This window comes from Paraburkholderia sp. BCC1886 (assembly GCF_900996245.1).
In the GTDB taxonomy this organism is placed as follows: domain Bacteria; phylum Pseudomonadota; class Gammaproteobacteria; order Burkholderiales; family Burkholderiaceae; genus Paraburkholderia.
This window is the reverse complement of sequence record NZ_CAAJGK010000058.1, coordinates 1-13,604: the sequence shown is the minus strand read 5'-3', so window position 1 is coordinate 13,604 and position 13,604 is coordinate 1. Positions and strand designations below refer to the sequence as shown.

Sequence of the window (13,604 nt, the reverse complement as noted above, 5' to 3'; positions counted from 1 at the left end):
GTGAATCGTGTGAATCGCGAACCGACGTGCGCCACCCATTGCGTTCGCGATGCTGCTTGCACGCCCACGCCCACAACGCTCGCGCCCCGCCGCGCATGGCTCACCTACACGGCCTGCCTGATCGCAACCGCAGCGCTCTTGCCCTACGCGCGAAACGCCCGCGCGCTGAGCGCCGCCATGGCCACCACCTTACCCCCCGCCGACGCGCTCTCCACGCAACAATCCGCCGCGTTTCGCGCGTGGTTCGTGCGGATCGTCGATCAACAGATGCGCCGCGGTCCGACGCCGCGCTGGACCCAGCGCGACTGTGCGGGCCTCGTGCGCTTCGCGGTTAACGAGACCTTGCGGCCGCACGACGGCAAATGGCTGCGCGCGAACGGCATGACCGGTCTCGCGGATACCGCGAGCCTGCCACCCGAACTGCAACTGTCGGACGCGCAACGCACGCTCGCCAATCGCTGGAACCGGCTCGACGGCTCGACCGGCGCCTACGCGTCGGCAATCGCGCTGATCCAGCGCAACAGCCGCTTCGTGTCGAAAGACGTCAACCAGGCGCTGCCCGGCGACCTGCTGTTCTTCGATCAGGGCGACGACCAGCATCTGATGATCTGGCTCGACCGCTACATCGCTTATCACACCGGCACCGTGACGCCGACCGATACCGGTCTGCGCGCGGTCGCCGTTTCCGACCTGATGCAATGGAAAGACTCCCGCTGGCAGCCGCTCGATGGCAATCCGAATTTCGTCGGCGTATTTCGTTTGGACTTTCTGACATGAACCGAATGAACTCCGTTGCGGCGCTCGCGCTGATCCTGTCACTGTGCTTCGGACTGGGCGTCCCATCGGCCGCCTTCGCCGACGACACCGCCGCGAGCGGCGCCGATGCGAACATCGCCGCCAACCCGACCTTGCAGGATGCGCCGCCGAGCAACTTTGCGTCGCAGAAAGTCGACGGCCAGCCGTTCTTCCTGCTATCGGACGCGAGCTTCGGCAGCGGCCAGACCGCGCAGGTCCGCCTGGAGGCGCCGGGTCGCGATTTCAAGGACGCGTTGCAGGGCTACGGCGGCGCGGACATCGTCGTGTATCGCGTGCCGAAGCCGCTGGACTTTCTAAAAGCGCAAAAGAATCTGCATCGTCTGAACGTCGCGCCGAATTATCAGGGCGAAGGACTCGCCAACACGCTCGCCTATTTGTGGGACCGCTGGTTCACGCAGGCGCGCCGTGCGTGGCAGCGCGTGCTGTCGTTCGCGACGCGCAGCAAGGCGACCGAGGCGGCGCCTGAGTTCAAGCTCGGCGACCAGACCGGCAAGCCGACCCAGTTCGACGCGCGTTCGCAATTCGCGCCGCTCAAGGGCTACGACGTGGTCGCGCGGTTCCGCTATCCGATCTGGGACGCGAAAGCCATTCAGCCGCCCAAGGGCGTGAACCTCGAAGGCAGCAGCAGCAACTTCATCGACGCCGCGTCCGGCAACGTGATGATTCCGCTCGGCAAGCTGCCGCCCGGGCTGTATATCGTCGAAGCGGTGATCGGCAACTATCGCGCGCATACGCTGCTGTTCGTGTCGGACACGGTCGCAGTCGTGAAGGCGGCCTCGAGCGGCATGCTCGTGTGGACCGCGCGGCGCGACGACGGCAAGCCGGTCGCGCATACGGACGTGAACTGGACCGACGGCGTCGGCGTACTGCAAAGCGGCAGCACGGGCGAGGACGGCGCGCTCGTGCTGCAACACGTCAGCCCCGAACGCAGCTACGTGCTCGGCGTCGATCCGCAAGGCGGCGTGTTCGTGTCGGAGAATTTCTATTACGACAGCGAGATCTACAACACGAAGATCTACGCGGTCACCGACCGCCCGATGTACCGGCCGGGCGATGCGGTGCACGTCAAGTTCATCGGCCGCACGTTCCAGAACGCGACGCAATCGAGCGCGCCCGCCGACGCCGACATCAAACTCGACGTGCTCGATCCGAACGGCGCGCCGGTGGCGTCCAGCACCGCGCATTTCACCGCCGCGAGCGGCGCCGAAGCCGCGTTCACGTTACCCGCCGATGCGACCGCGGGCGGCTACACGCTGCGCTTCGACTACAACGGCGACGCGTATGGCAGCGCGTTTCGCGTCGCCGAGTACGTAAAGCCGCATTTCGACGTCGATCTGTCGATGGATAAAACCGACTACGCGACCGGCGAGCCGCTGAAGGGCAAGATTCAACTGCGCTATCCGGACGGCAAGCCGGTGCGCGACAGCAAGATATCGGTGACGCTGCGCGCGCAGAAAGTCACGATCGTCGATGGCGAATTGCGTTATGCGGGACTCTTCCCGGTCAAGCTCGAGCAGCAGGAACTGACCACCGATAGCGACGGCAACGCGAGCCTCACGCTGCCGGCCGCAACCGAACCGAGCCGTTACGCGCTCACTTTGTTCGCGCAGGACGGCGCGGCCTACAAGGTGCGCGTCACGCGTGAAGTGCTGATCGCGCGCGGCGCGACGCCGTACCGGTTGAATACGGCGCGCTCGTTCTCGCAACCGAAGGAGCCGGTTCAGTTCGATCTGCAGGCGCTCGGTGCGCTACAGCCGGGCGCGCATGCGCCGGCGAAGTGGCAGTGGACCCGCCTCGAATCGCAGACTCACGCCGAGGGTGAATTCAAGCCCGCGCAAACGCAGAACGGCAAGCTCTCGTTTCCGCTGCAGTTCGATCAACCGGGGTCATACACGGTCTCGGTGAAGGACGACAGCGGCAATCTGCTGGCGGCGACCAGTCACTGGGTGGCGGGCGACGGTTTGAAGGCGATTCCAGGCAGCGTGGAGATTGTGTTCGATCGCGCGCGCTACAACATCGGCGACACCGCCGAGGCGTTGATCACGTTCCCGCTACCGGTCGACGATGCCTTGCTGACGCTCGAGCGCGACAACGTCGAACACCGCGCGTTGCTGACGGCGGGCGGCGACTGGTTGCAATTGCAACGGGTGGCGCCGTCGCAATGGAAAGCGCGCATCAAGGTGGGCGACGGCTTCGCGCCGAGCATGACGTTCTCCGTGCTGTACGTGCATGCGGGCGAATACGTGTTCCAGAACGCGGGCATCGTGGTCGCGCAGCCGCAGATCGAACTGAACGTGAAGAGCGATAAACCGGTATACGGTCCGGGCGATACGGTCACGCTGAATTTCGACAGTGCGCTGAACGGCAAGCCGGAAGCCGCGAATCTGACGGTCAGCGTGGTCGATGAAATGGTCTACGTGCTGCAACCGGAAATCGCGCCGAACATCGTCGACTTTTTCTATCACCCGCGCCGCAATAACGTGCGGACTTCGTCGAGCCTGTCGTTCATCACGTACGACCTTGCGCGCTCGCCGATGAAGGGCGCGCCCGGCGGCCCGCAACGCGCGAACTACAACGAGCGCGGCGTGAAGGTGCTCGAACGCCCGCGCCGCGACGAGCAGGACACGGCCGCGTGGCAAGGCACGCTGAAAACCGACGCGAACGGTCACGCCACCATGAGCTTCAGAATGCCGGATTCGCTGGCGCGCTGGCGCATCACCGTGCGCGCGGCGGCGCCGGACGGCATGGTCGGTCAGCGCACGGCGTATGTGCGCTCCGACAAGGCCTTGTACCTGAAATGGAGCGGGCCGGCGCATTTCCGGGCGGACGACCAGCCGGCCATCGACATGATCGCGTTCAATCAGACCGACGCGGATATCGACGCCAACTGGGTGGTGAACGGCGGCGGTCTCGCGCTGAACCAGAAGGTCACGCTCAGGCGCGGCGCGAATTATCTGCGGCTGCCGGGCGGCGCGCTGAAGGCCGGCGTGATCGACGCGAGCTTGCAGCGCGCGGGGCACGACGTCGACCGGTTGCAGACGGTCATTCATCTGGAAGCGGACGGCTGGCTCGATCTGCATCAGAACCTCGTCGCGCTCGACGGGGCAAATCATCCGCTCGGATTGCCGGCGGATGCGCAGGACGTCGGCGTGCGCTTCGTCGGCAGTGCGGCGAGCCAGTTCGCGCGGGTCGCCGACGATCTGATCGCCTATCCGTACGGTTGCGCCGAGCAGACCGCGAGCCGGCTGATTCCGCTCGCGCTTGCGCACGACGCGCTCGGTCACGGTGCCGACGCCAACCCCAATGCCAACGTCGGCGGCCCGGGGCTCGACACCTTGTTGCGCAACCAGCGGCAACGGCTGGCGATGCTGGCAGGTGTCGGCGGCACGTTCGGCTGGTGGGGCGACACCACCGGCGGCAGTGCGTTGATCACGGCCTACGCCTATTACGCGGACTGGCTGGCAAGCCGCAGCCTGGGCATCAGCCTGCCCGCCGACAACTGGCAACACGCGATGGACGTGTATCGCGATGCCGGCGCGAAGGAGCCGCTGCTGAACCGTGCGCTCGCGCTGTGGCTGATGCAGCAGATGGGGTTGCCGGTGGCGACGCCGGTTGCGGGCGTGGCAGCCGACTTGCAGAGCGATGCTGCGGCAGCGGGGGCAACGTCGGGAACGGCAGCGGATGCTAAAGCTACGGCGGGAGCCGCATCCGCGGCGACCTCGGGCGCGACCGCGACCAAAGCCGCCTCGGCACCCGCTCGCGCGCCCGGCGTTGCCGCCGGCAACGCGTCGGACAGCATTGTCTTCGCGCAAGCCGATTCGCCGCGCGGCAAGCGGATGGCGACGCTGCTGGTCGCGCAGCTTGCGCGCGGCACGAACGCGCAGTTGCCGGACGGTTTCGACGCGGCGGCGAGTGCGGCACGCACGGCGCTCGCCGGCGATTCGACGCCGCTCGTGCAAAGCCTGCTGTTCCTGACGGGCGACGGCGCGGCGACACCCGACGCCGCCGCCTGGCTCGCGAAAAGCAGCGCGGCGTATCCGACGATCGATCGCGCCTTGACGCTGCTGTGGCTGCGCAAGGCGCTCGGCGGCGATGCCGCGCCGGACGCGCTGCCCTCGTTGCCTTCGTTGCAAGGCGCGGGCTGGACGCGCAGCACGACGCCGACCGGTGCCGCATCGTGGACATGGACGGGCGCCGCGCTGCCGGTTTCGCTGGATGCGGGCGCCGCGCGCACCGACGTCGGCGCGCTGGTCTCGTTCCGCAGTCATACGAGCGAGGACAGCCGTCTGAACATCACGCTCGAGCGGCATTTGTACAAGCTCGAACCGCTGACGGTGAAGACCGATTCGAAGAAGGATGCGGCGGACGGGAGTCAGACCGGCCGTGCGTCGTTCACGGCCCGGCTCGTCAAATCCGGCGACGCGATCGACAGCAATGCGCTGTATGTCGACGAAGTCACGCTGACGCCGCGCTCGGGCAATGCCTACCACTACGGTTTGCTCGACGTGCCGCTGCCGCCGGGCGGCGATGTCGAGGCGACCAGTTGGGGCGTGTCGATCGACGGTCTGCCAGGCGCGAAGGAGGGCAGCAGCGGGCCGCAACCGTTCGCGCGGGCCGCATCGTACGAGATGGGCGAACTCGCCTATCACCAGCCGGTGCCGTTGCTCGATCGGCGCGCGACTTACCGGCAACTGGTGCGCTTCGCGTTGCCCGGTACGTTCGCGTTGCCGCCGGCCCGCTACTTCCGCATGTATCAGCCGGAGGCGAAGGCGTTCGAAGGCGGTAAGAGCGATCGCATGACGACGCTGCGGATTCAGTAGGCGAGAGCGCTATGTCCGGTCCTCGTCGGCGCGTGAGGGGTTGGCTGTGCAGCGGGTTGCTGCGGGGCGGGCGCCTGGCGGGGTCGGCTTGCCTGGCGGGGTGGCTCGCGCTGGCGGGTGTCGGCAATGCGCAGGCGGTTGCGCCAGGCGGTTCTTTATCGACAACTGTCGTGCCGCTGGCTGCGCCCGTGCATCCTTCATCGGGACAGCGCTTGCGCTTCGCGTGGCTTCGCGACGGACAGCCGCAGTTCTGGGACGTCGATGCGGACACCGGCGGCAACACCGGCGAGCCGCTGTCGCGCGATGCGGCGAAGCCCTTGCCGGCCAATCTGGAGACGCCGCTCGGCAGCGTCTGGAAGCTGTTCGTGTACGGCTACCTCGTCGACCGCCGCATCGCCGCGGCCGACTACGTGTGCAACGGCAGCGATCCCGACGAGGTGTATTGCTGCATGACCGGCGGTCACGTCGATCGCGAACATGCGCTGGTGAAATCGTGCGGGCTGTTTTTCGACCCCGCGCGTCTGCATCTCGATCCAGCCGACTGGCGCGCGTACTGGCGTGCCTCGCACGCGCCGGCGTGGCTGCGCGATCTGCGGGCACTGACACCGGCACAGCGCGTGCGCGTGAGCGACCTGCTGGCCGCGTTGCAATCGATGCCCGCACGGCCGCGCGAAGCGGCGGCGAGCACGCTGGTATCGGTGCTCACGAGCGGTCGTGGCGAAGGCACCGTCGCGCGTTACGGCAGTCTGTTGCGCGCGAAGACCTGGACGATGCCGGACCCGGCGCGGCCCGGCGCGTCGATGGGCGGCGCTGCGGGCTGGCTCGCCGACGGCACGCCGGTGTGGCTCGGCGGTCCCGGCGGCAGCGCGCGCGTTCTCGCGAGCGCCGCGCCGCGTATCGCGCCGCTGCTCGCGCTGGTGAGCGTGCCGGATGACAGCGCCTGCGTACTGGTCGATTTTTTCAGCCGCTATCCGGTCCATCAGGTGCTCGCCGGCAGCGGACCGGCAACTGCGGCAGAGGGTCCGCTGCATGGCGAGTATCGGGTCGGGTTCGTCAACGGGAACTGGGCGCGTCTGACGAGCCACGGCGAGTTGCGGCTCGATCGCGATGCGGCGGGCGCGCCGCGGGTGGTGGGGCGCTTCGGCATGAACGATTACGTGGCGCGCGTGGTCGAGCGCGAAGGCGATACAGAAAGGCCGGAAGCCGCCAAAGCGCTGGCGGTAGCGGCGCGCACGTACGTCGTGCAACACGGTCGTCACGATCACGGTTGCCTGCGTATCGACGACAGCAGCAGCACGCAGCGCGTCCTGCCACGCACGCCGGACGTTGCCGCGCGCCGCGCCGCTGATCTGACCGATGCGCTGGTGCTGATCGACGTGCCGGTGCAGTACCACCATGACAAGGCCGCACCGGGACAGATGAGCTGGCTCGCCGCAAAAGCCGCCGCGCAAAACGGCTTGAGCTTCGACGCGATTCTCGCGCGCACCTGGCCGCAGGCGACCTTGACGTCGTTCGAGAGTCCGCTGTCGGGCGATTGCATCGCGGTGGCAGGCGGCGAAGCGTGGTTGCGACGCAATGCGGCCTCGTGGGCGCGGCGTATGGATGGCGCAGCGGGCTACGAGACGCCCGACCTGCCGGCCGTCTGCGAGGTCCGTGAAGGACGGCCCTACGCGGATGCGCAGCGTAATCGCGTGTACGTGTACCGGTTGCAGAGCGAAGAAGACCGGATTGCGTTGGCGCACGAGTATGTTCATCTCGCGTTCCAGCATCATCCGCGCGGTCTCGACGAAGGGTTCGTCGAACGGACGGCCCGCACGCTGGTGCGCACGGATGAGCCGATCGAATGAAAACGCGCCGGATCAGCGGCGTTTCTGACAAGCAGCACGGAGTAGTGACGATGAAAGCGAAGACGGCGGGGTTCGGAAAAATCGGCGCGGCGATGCTCGTGCTGGCGGCGTGCGCGGCGACGATGGCGCCGCTCGCGCACGCCAGCGATATTGATTTCGGCGCGCCTCTGAACGGCTGGCGCAACACCAGCGGCGACAGCGAACGCTATACGCAGGACGTGCACTATCCGGCGGTGACTGTGTCGACGCCGGAAGGCCAGTCGAAGTTCGCGCTGATCGAAGGGCAGATTCGCAACGCGCCGAAGAAGAAGGGGACGACGGTCGGCACGCTGGTGGTCGACGGAACGCCGTTGCCGCAACGTGTCGAGGAAGACGGCAAGTTCTCGCGGCCCTACGCGTTTCCTTCGGGCAGTAACGGCGTGGAATTGCGCGCGCCCGACGGCAGCCGCAAGCGCGTGCAGTTCTACGACGCGTATAGCGGCAAGACCCAGCCCAAACTGCGCGTGCTGCTCGCGTGGGATACCGACGGCACCGATCTCGATTTGCACGTCGTCTCGCCGGATGGCGCGCATACGTGGTACGGCGAGCGTGTCGCGCCGAACGGCGGCGCGCTCGATGTCGACGTGACGACGGGCTATGGGCCGGAGATTTACTCGTCGGCGGCGCCGTTGAAGGGGACGTATCTGGTCTACGTAAATTACTACGGCAGCGGTAATAGCGGTGCGGATATGACCGTCGCACAGGTCACGATCATCACGAACGAGAACACGCCGGATGAAAAAAGCGAAACGATTCGGGTGCCGATGCGCAAGGCCGGCGAACTGACTCTGGTGAAGACTTTCGTGATGCCCTGACGTCGGCCCCCGATGTCGAAACCCTGACGATCCACCGTTCAGACGCTGCGCGGTCAGCGCCGCTAATGCGTGCGCGCTCAACGACTTGCGACACTCTTGCGCAGGATATCCACAGGCTTCTGAACAATTTCTGTGGACAACCTGCACGGCCGGATTCCGCATGCCGGACGCGGCGGGCACACCCCATGCTGAAGGAAAGTGTCGACTCTCTTTCCATTCGCGTGGCTCGATGCCCCGCCCAAGCCAGAGCCCCGCTCTGAGATCCGGACGCCCGTATTGCGGGTGCGGCATGGCCATCGGCCATGTTGCCGTCCGGCATAAGCCATCCGGCAAGCCACCCCACCACAGTGTCCGCCAACCAACCCGTGCGATGCCCTTCGTGCATCCGCCGTTCGGTCCGCCTGCCTGTGTCCCCTGGCTCAACTGATCGTTATCTTCAGGGAAATACCATGTTCATTCACAACAAGCGTTTGCAATACACCGTCCGCGTCGCCGCGCCGAATCCGGGTCTCGCCAATCTGCTGCTCGAACAGTTCGGCGGCCCGCAGGGCGAACTGGCGGCCGCCTGTCGTTACTTTACGCAGGCCGTCGGTGAAGACGATCCGGGCCGCAAGGATCTGCTGTTCGACATCGCAACCGAAGAGCTAAGCCACCTGGAGATCATCGGGTCGATCGTCGCCATGCTGAACAAGGGCGCAAAAGGCGAGCTGGCCGAGGCGGCGGAATCGGAAGCCGAGTTGTACCGCTCGCTCACGGGCGGCGGCAACGATTCGCACACGACCGCGTTGCTGTATGGCGGCGGCCCGGCGTTGACCAATTCGGCCGGTGTGCCGTGGAGTGCGGCGTATATCGATACGATCGGCGAACCGACTGCGGATCTGCGCTCGAATATTGCCGCCGAGGCACGAGCGAAGATCGTCTACGAACGCCTGATGAACGTCACCGATGACGCCGGTATCAAGGACACGCTGGGCTTTCTGATGACGCGGGAAATTGCGCATCAACTGTCGTTCGAGAAGGCGCTGCATTCGATCCAGCCGAACTTCCCGCAGGGCAAGCTGCCCGGCAAGCCGGAGTTCACGCACGTCTACTACAAGATGTCGAAATCGGACGGCGCGCCGCGCGGCCCGTGGAACGAAGGCCCGGAGTGGGAATTCGACGAAGCGCCGCAGCCCGCCGTGGACGGCGGCGATGGAACCGCGACCGTCAACGTGTCGAGCCAGCAGGTCGAAGTGCTGCAGGCAATGGCTTCGCGCACGGCATCGGACGTGACGAGCGATCCGACGACCGGCGCGGATCTGGGAGCAGGGCAAGCCGTGGTTTGACGAGGTAAAGGAACGCGCGCCGTCACGTCTGTATAGGTTGCAGGCGTGGCGGCGCGCGTTTTTTTTGTTTGTGGTTCTGACGATTGCGCTCAGGCCGGCGGATCGTCCCCGGCGGCTAATCGCGCCTGTCCGATCGACTTGACAGCCGCGTCGAGGACGAAGCACCTGTCGTCCGTGTCGAGCGTCAATTCACTCCACGCAATGGTGCGTTCCGTCTCGGCAATGCCGAGAAATCCTCCGCTCGATACGATCGCATAGGCAATCGTGCCGTTACGCATATCGAGCATGATGGCGGCGATTTTGCCGACCGGCTCGCCATTCGACGACATCACTTTGCTGCCCTTCAGTGACGACGCCGCCATCACGTCGGGGCCCGGGCCGTCGCCGGTTCCCAAACCGACGATGCTGGCGCCTCGCGGCTGCGCGGAGGCGGGGTGCGACGGGTCGGAAGCGGTCATGGCGTGCTCCTCATGAGAAGACCCCATGAACGCGCGCAACGACTATGCCTGTGGGCTCCCAGCGGTTTGCATGTTCCGGCTTGAACGAATGCCATCCTTCGAACCGGCAAATGCGGGGAGCGTTACCGGCGAAATTTACGTGGCCCCGTTTCGACCCGCACGCTTACGCTCCCTTACCCACACTTAAGTTTTGTTATCGGAAAGTCGATACGCCTTGCACTCGCCGTGCGTCCGCTTACCGATTCTTATGGGCGCATCTGCATCATCCGGATCGCGTGGCGGCGAGCGGCGAGAAACACCTTGAATCAACAAAAGGGAAATTGCCATGCAAATCGAAAGCACGTTGTCATCGATACTGACGGGAGTGGAGGATGCGATTACCGGTGGCTCGTCGACCAGCACCTCGAGCTCGACGAGCAGTACGAGCAGCCAGTCCGCTTCGGCTGTGAGTATTTCATCGGCGGGGGCTTCGGCCGCTCAGTCGGGCAGCAGCGAGTTCGACAATCTGGTGAGCGATGTGAGCTCGTTGGCTCATAGCGCGCTCTATACCGCCGGGCATTGGCTGACGGAAGGCGTAACGCTGGGGGGGATTGTTTCGCTGCTTGCTTAAGGCGAGGAGTCGCGCTTGCCGTGCGGTTGGTTCGGGCACGGCAAGCGCGGGGGCCGCGAGCCTGGCGTGACGCCAGGTATCGCGGCTGTACGGCTTAACGATCGAGGAACGACTTCAGACGATCGGCACGGCTCGGATGCATCAGCTTGCGCATGGCCTTGCTTTCGATCTGACGGATACGTTCACGCGTCACGTCGAACTGCTTGCCCACTTCTTCGAGCGTGTGATCCGACTTCGTGTTGATGCCGTAGCGCATACGCAGCACCTTGGCTTCACGCGGAGACAGCGAGTCGAGTGCGTCGTCGATGGCGGCGCGCAAGTCGGCCTGCATCGCGGCATCGGCCGGCGAGGATGCGGCCGAGTCTTCGATCATGTCGCCCAGCGTCGCGTCGCCGTCGTCGCCGACCGGCGTTTCCATCGACACCGGTTGCTTGGCGATCTTCAGGATGCCGCGCACCTTCTCTTCCGACAGTTCCATGCGCTCGGCCAGCACCGACGGATGCGCTTCCTGACCGGTCTGCTGCAGGATTTCACGCGAGATGCGGTTCAGCTTGTTGATCGTTTCGATCATGTGAACCGGCACGCGAATCGTGCGCGCCTGATCGGCGAGCGAACGCGTGACAGCCTGGCGAACCCACCAAGTTGCATACGTGGAGAATTTCCAGCCGCGACGGTATTCGAACTTGTCCACCGCCTTCATCAGGCCGATGTTGCCTTCCTGGATCAGGTCGAGGAACAGCATGCCGCGGTTCACGTACTTCTTCGCGATCGAGATGACGAGACGCAGATTGGCCTCGATCATTTCGCTCTTGGCTTTGCGCATCTTCGACTCGGCCGCCACCATCTGACGGTTGATCTCTTTCAGATGCTTGAGCGGCAGCGAAACGGTCGCTTCGATTTCGATGAGCTTCTGCTGTTCCGACTGGATGGCCGGCAGGTGGCGTTCGAGCGCCGCGCCGTACGACGTGTTGCCCTTGGCGGCGCGTTCGGTCCAGCCCAGGTCGGCTTCGTGACCCTTGAACGACTCGACGAACTTCTCGCGCGGCATGCCGCTCTTCGAGACGACGATTTGCAGAATGTTGCGCTCGATCGCGCGGACCTGCGCGACCTGGTGCTGCACATCGCCGCACAGGCGGTCGATGGTGCGCGCCGTGAAGCGGATTTTCGCGAGATGCTGCTGGATTTCTTCGCGAGCACGCTGGTAGGCCTTCGAGCTGACGTCGCCGCGCGTGTGCGAGGCGTTCATCTGGTCGGACAGCATGCCGACCTGCGCGAAGATTTCGAGGCAGTCGCTGGTGAGCTGCTTCAGACGGGCTTCGTCGGCAGCCGAGGAGTCGGCCGGGCCGAGGTCGTCGTCGCTGTCGCTGTCGTCGTCGTCCGAGCTGTCGGTGTCGACTTCGGCTGCGGCTTCCACGGTGGTGGTGTCTTCTTCGGCGGCAACGGTTTCTTCGTTCAGGCCGTCGACCAGTTCGTCGATGCGCAACTCGCCGTCTACGACCTGCTGAGCGCTCGCCAGAATCGCGGAGATCGCGAGCGGGCAGGCGGCGATGGCTTGCACCATTTCGTGCAGACCGTCTTCGATACGCTTGGCGATGGCGATTTCGCCTGCGCGCGTGAGCAGCTCGGTGGCGCCCATTTCGCGCATGTACATACGCACGGGGTCGGTCGTGCGGCCGAACTCGGAGTCGACGGTGGACAGCGCGACTTCGGTTTCTTCGTCCGCCTGATCGTCCGACACGACGGCCGGAGCGTTCGAGTTAAGAAGCAGCGTTTCGGCGTCCGGCGCCTGCTCGTAGACCTGCACGCCCATGTCGTTGAACGCGCTGACGATGCTGTCGATCGCGGCCGTTTGCGCGAAGTTATCGGGCAAATGGTCGTTGATCTGTGCATGGGTCAGGTAGCCTTGCTCCTTGCCCAACTGGATGAGCGCGCGCATCTGGCGCTGCCGCTCTTCGGCCTGCTGCGGCGGCAACTCGGCTGCCACGGGGATCGCTTTGCCAGCGCCCTTGCCCTTCGGCGTACGGCCGGACGGAGCTTTGGCGGTGTAGCTGGCGGTTTCGTGTTGCGAATCTTCGCGATCAAAAGGGTTCACGTATTCTCCTCTAGAGGCTTCGCTATGAGACGCAAGACGCGACCGTCAGGCGTTTCGAGCAGGGCTCAACATCACCTGAGTGACTCAACGCGGTTAATTGGCTGTGCTCTGGGGAGCAAAAAAGATGAGCCCGCGCGAAGCGGGCCGATAGAAATGTGCGAAATTCGCGCGGCTCGCATTATATACGAGCTTGCGCCTTCGCGCGCATTGTGAGCATGCAAATCGTCGTGCAATCGTGTCACGGGCTCGGTCGCAGCCCGCCAGTTATGCGGTGGTTGTATGTATGGCTCGATGTCCAGCTTGGCGAGGCGATAGTATGCTCCCGCTGAGGACAAGCTGTCACTATAGATCAAGCTGGCCTTTCGCACACGCGACGCGATCACTTTTTCGGTAGTGCCTATATATAGGGGGCGCATGTTTCTGGCGCCGATCGGCGCTTGCTCAAAAGGAAATTCGCAGAGAGGGGTTGACGACCTGCGGATCGTTCTCCATAATCTCGTTTCTCTGCTGCAGATGCAGCGACGCAGAACGGGGCGGTAGCGGTGAAGTTAGCCGGTGCGGTTCGGGTAGTGAGTGCGTAATCGATCTTTAAAAATTAACAGCCGATAAGTGTGGGCGCTTGATGCGCGATGCGCCGGCGGGCTCTTCGGGGTCTGTCGGGTAAAGCGAAAGTATCAAGTCTCACACAGTAATGAAAGGAAGGTTTGATCGTCGCAAGATGGTTGAACGATTCGTCAGTACGTTGAGTGAGCGACCGGTTTCGAAAGAGACCGAAAAACAGT

At 64.8% G+C, this 13,604-nt stretch carries 8 protein-coding genes; 6 read left to right on the top strand and 2 right to left on the bottom strand.

Going from position 1 to position 13,604, the window contains the following annotated elements; genetic code table 11:
- The first annotated feature begins 9 nt into the window (after positions 1-9).
- The 5 genes from FQ746_RS21880 to FQ746_RS21860 all read left to right on the top strand — a co-directional run bounded on the left by FQ746_RS21880 (position 10) and on the right by FQ746_RS21860 (position 9,662).
- The gene (locus tag FQ746_RS21880; protein ID WP_409932417.1) at positions 10-777 is read left to right on the top strand and encodes a DUF1175 domain-containing protein; all 768 of its coding nucleotides are present in this window, start codon (positions 10-12) and stop codon (positions 775-777) included.
- Complete coding sequence (locus FQ746_RS21875; RefSeq protein WP_186310803.1) at positions 774-5,636, top strand: alpha-2-macroglobulin family protein; 4,863 nt, start codon at positions 774-776, stop codon at positions 5,634-5,636. The genes FQ746_RS21880 and FQ746_RS21875 overlap by 4 nt, the downstream gene beginning before the upstream one ends.
- Before the next feature lie 11 nt (positions 5,637-5,647).
- Positions 5,648-7,483 (top strand): DUF2300 domain-containing protein, encoded by a 1,836-nt coding sequence (locus FQ746_RS21870; RefSeq protein ID WP_260854128.1) that lies wholly within the window; start codon positions 5,648-5,650, stop codon positions 7,481-7,483.
- A 50-nt stretch (positions 7,484-7,533) separates the two neighbouring features.
- On the top strand, positions 7,534-8,337 hold the full coding sequence (locus FQ746_RS21865; RefSeq protein ID WP_144111734.1) for a DUF2135 domain-containing protein: 804 nt from the start codon (positions 7,534-7,536) through the stop codon (positions 8,335-8,337).
- Positions 8,338-8,786: 449 nt separating this feature from the next.
- Positions 8,787-9,662, top strand: a complete 876-nt coding sequence (locus FQ746_RS21860; protein ID WP_144111733.1) for a manganese catalase family protein — start codon at positions 8,787-8,789, stop codon at positions 9,660-9,662.
- An 89-nt stretch (positions 9,663-9,751) separates the two neighbouring features.
- On the opposite strand, the gene FQ746_RS21855 is transcribed toward FQ746_RS21860, so the two are convergent.
- The gene (locus FQ746_RS21855) at positions 9,752-10,120 is read right to left on the bottom strand and encodes a PRC-barrel domain-containing protein (RefSeq protein ID WP_144111732.1); all 369 of its coding nucleotides are present in this window, start codon (positions 10,118-10,120) and stop codon (positions 9,752-9,754) included.
- A gap of 325 nt (positions 10,121-10,445) precedes the next feature.
- On the opposite strand from FQ746_RS21855, the gene FQ746_RS21850 reads away from it, so the two are divergent.
- Entirely contained in the window at positions 10,446-10,730 is a 285-nt protein-coding gene (locus tag FQ746_RS21850) for a hypothetical protein (RefSeq protein WP_144111731.1), read from the top strand.
- Between the two features lie 94 nt (positions 10,731-10,824).
- Here FQ746_RS21850 and rpoD read toward each other — a convergent pair whose 3' ends face one another.
- A complete protein-coding gene (gene rpoD / locus FQ746_RS21845; protein WP_144111730.1) occupies positions 10,825-12,822 on the bottom strand; it encodes an RNA polymerase sigma factor RpoD in 1,998 nt (665 codons plus the stop codon).
- Positions 12,823-13,604 lie beyond the last annotated feature (782 nt).

Bases quoted from the DNA above. Each gene is read 5' to 3' on its own strand.
- FQ746_RS21875 (WP_186310803.1), top strand. From the start codon at position 774: ATGAACCGAATGAACTCCGTTGCGGCGCTCGCGCTGATCCTGTCACTG.
- FQ746_RS21870 (WP_260854128.1), top strand. From the start codon at position 5,648: ATGTCCGGTCCTCGTCGGCGCGTGAGGGGTTGGCTGTGCAGCGGGTTG.
- FQ746_RS21865 (WP_144111734.1), top strand. From the start codon at position 7,534: ATGAAAGCGAAGACGGCGGGGTTCGGAAAAATCGGCGCGGCGATGCTC.
- FQ746_RS21860 (WP_144111733.1), top strand. From the start codon at position 8,787: ATGTTCATTCACAACAAGCGTTTGCAATACACCGTCCGCGTCGCCGCG.
- FQ746_RS21855 (WP_144111732.1), bottom strand. From the start codon at position 10,120: ATGACCGCTTCCGACCCGTCGCACCCCGCCTCCGCGCAGCCGCGAGGC.
- FQ746_RS21850 (WP_144111731.1), top strand. From the start codon at position 10,446: ATGCAAATCGAAAGCACGTTGTCATCGATACTGACGGGAGTGGAGGAT.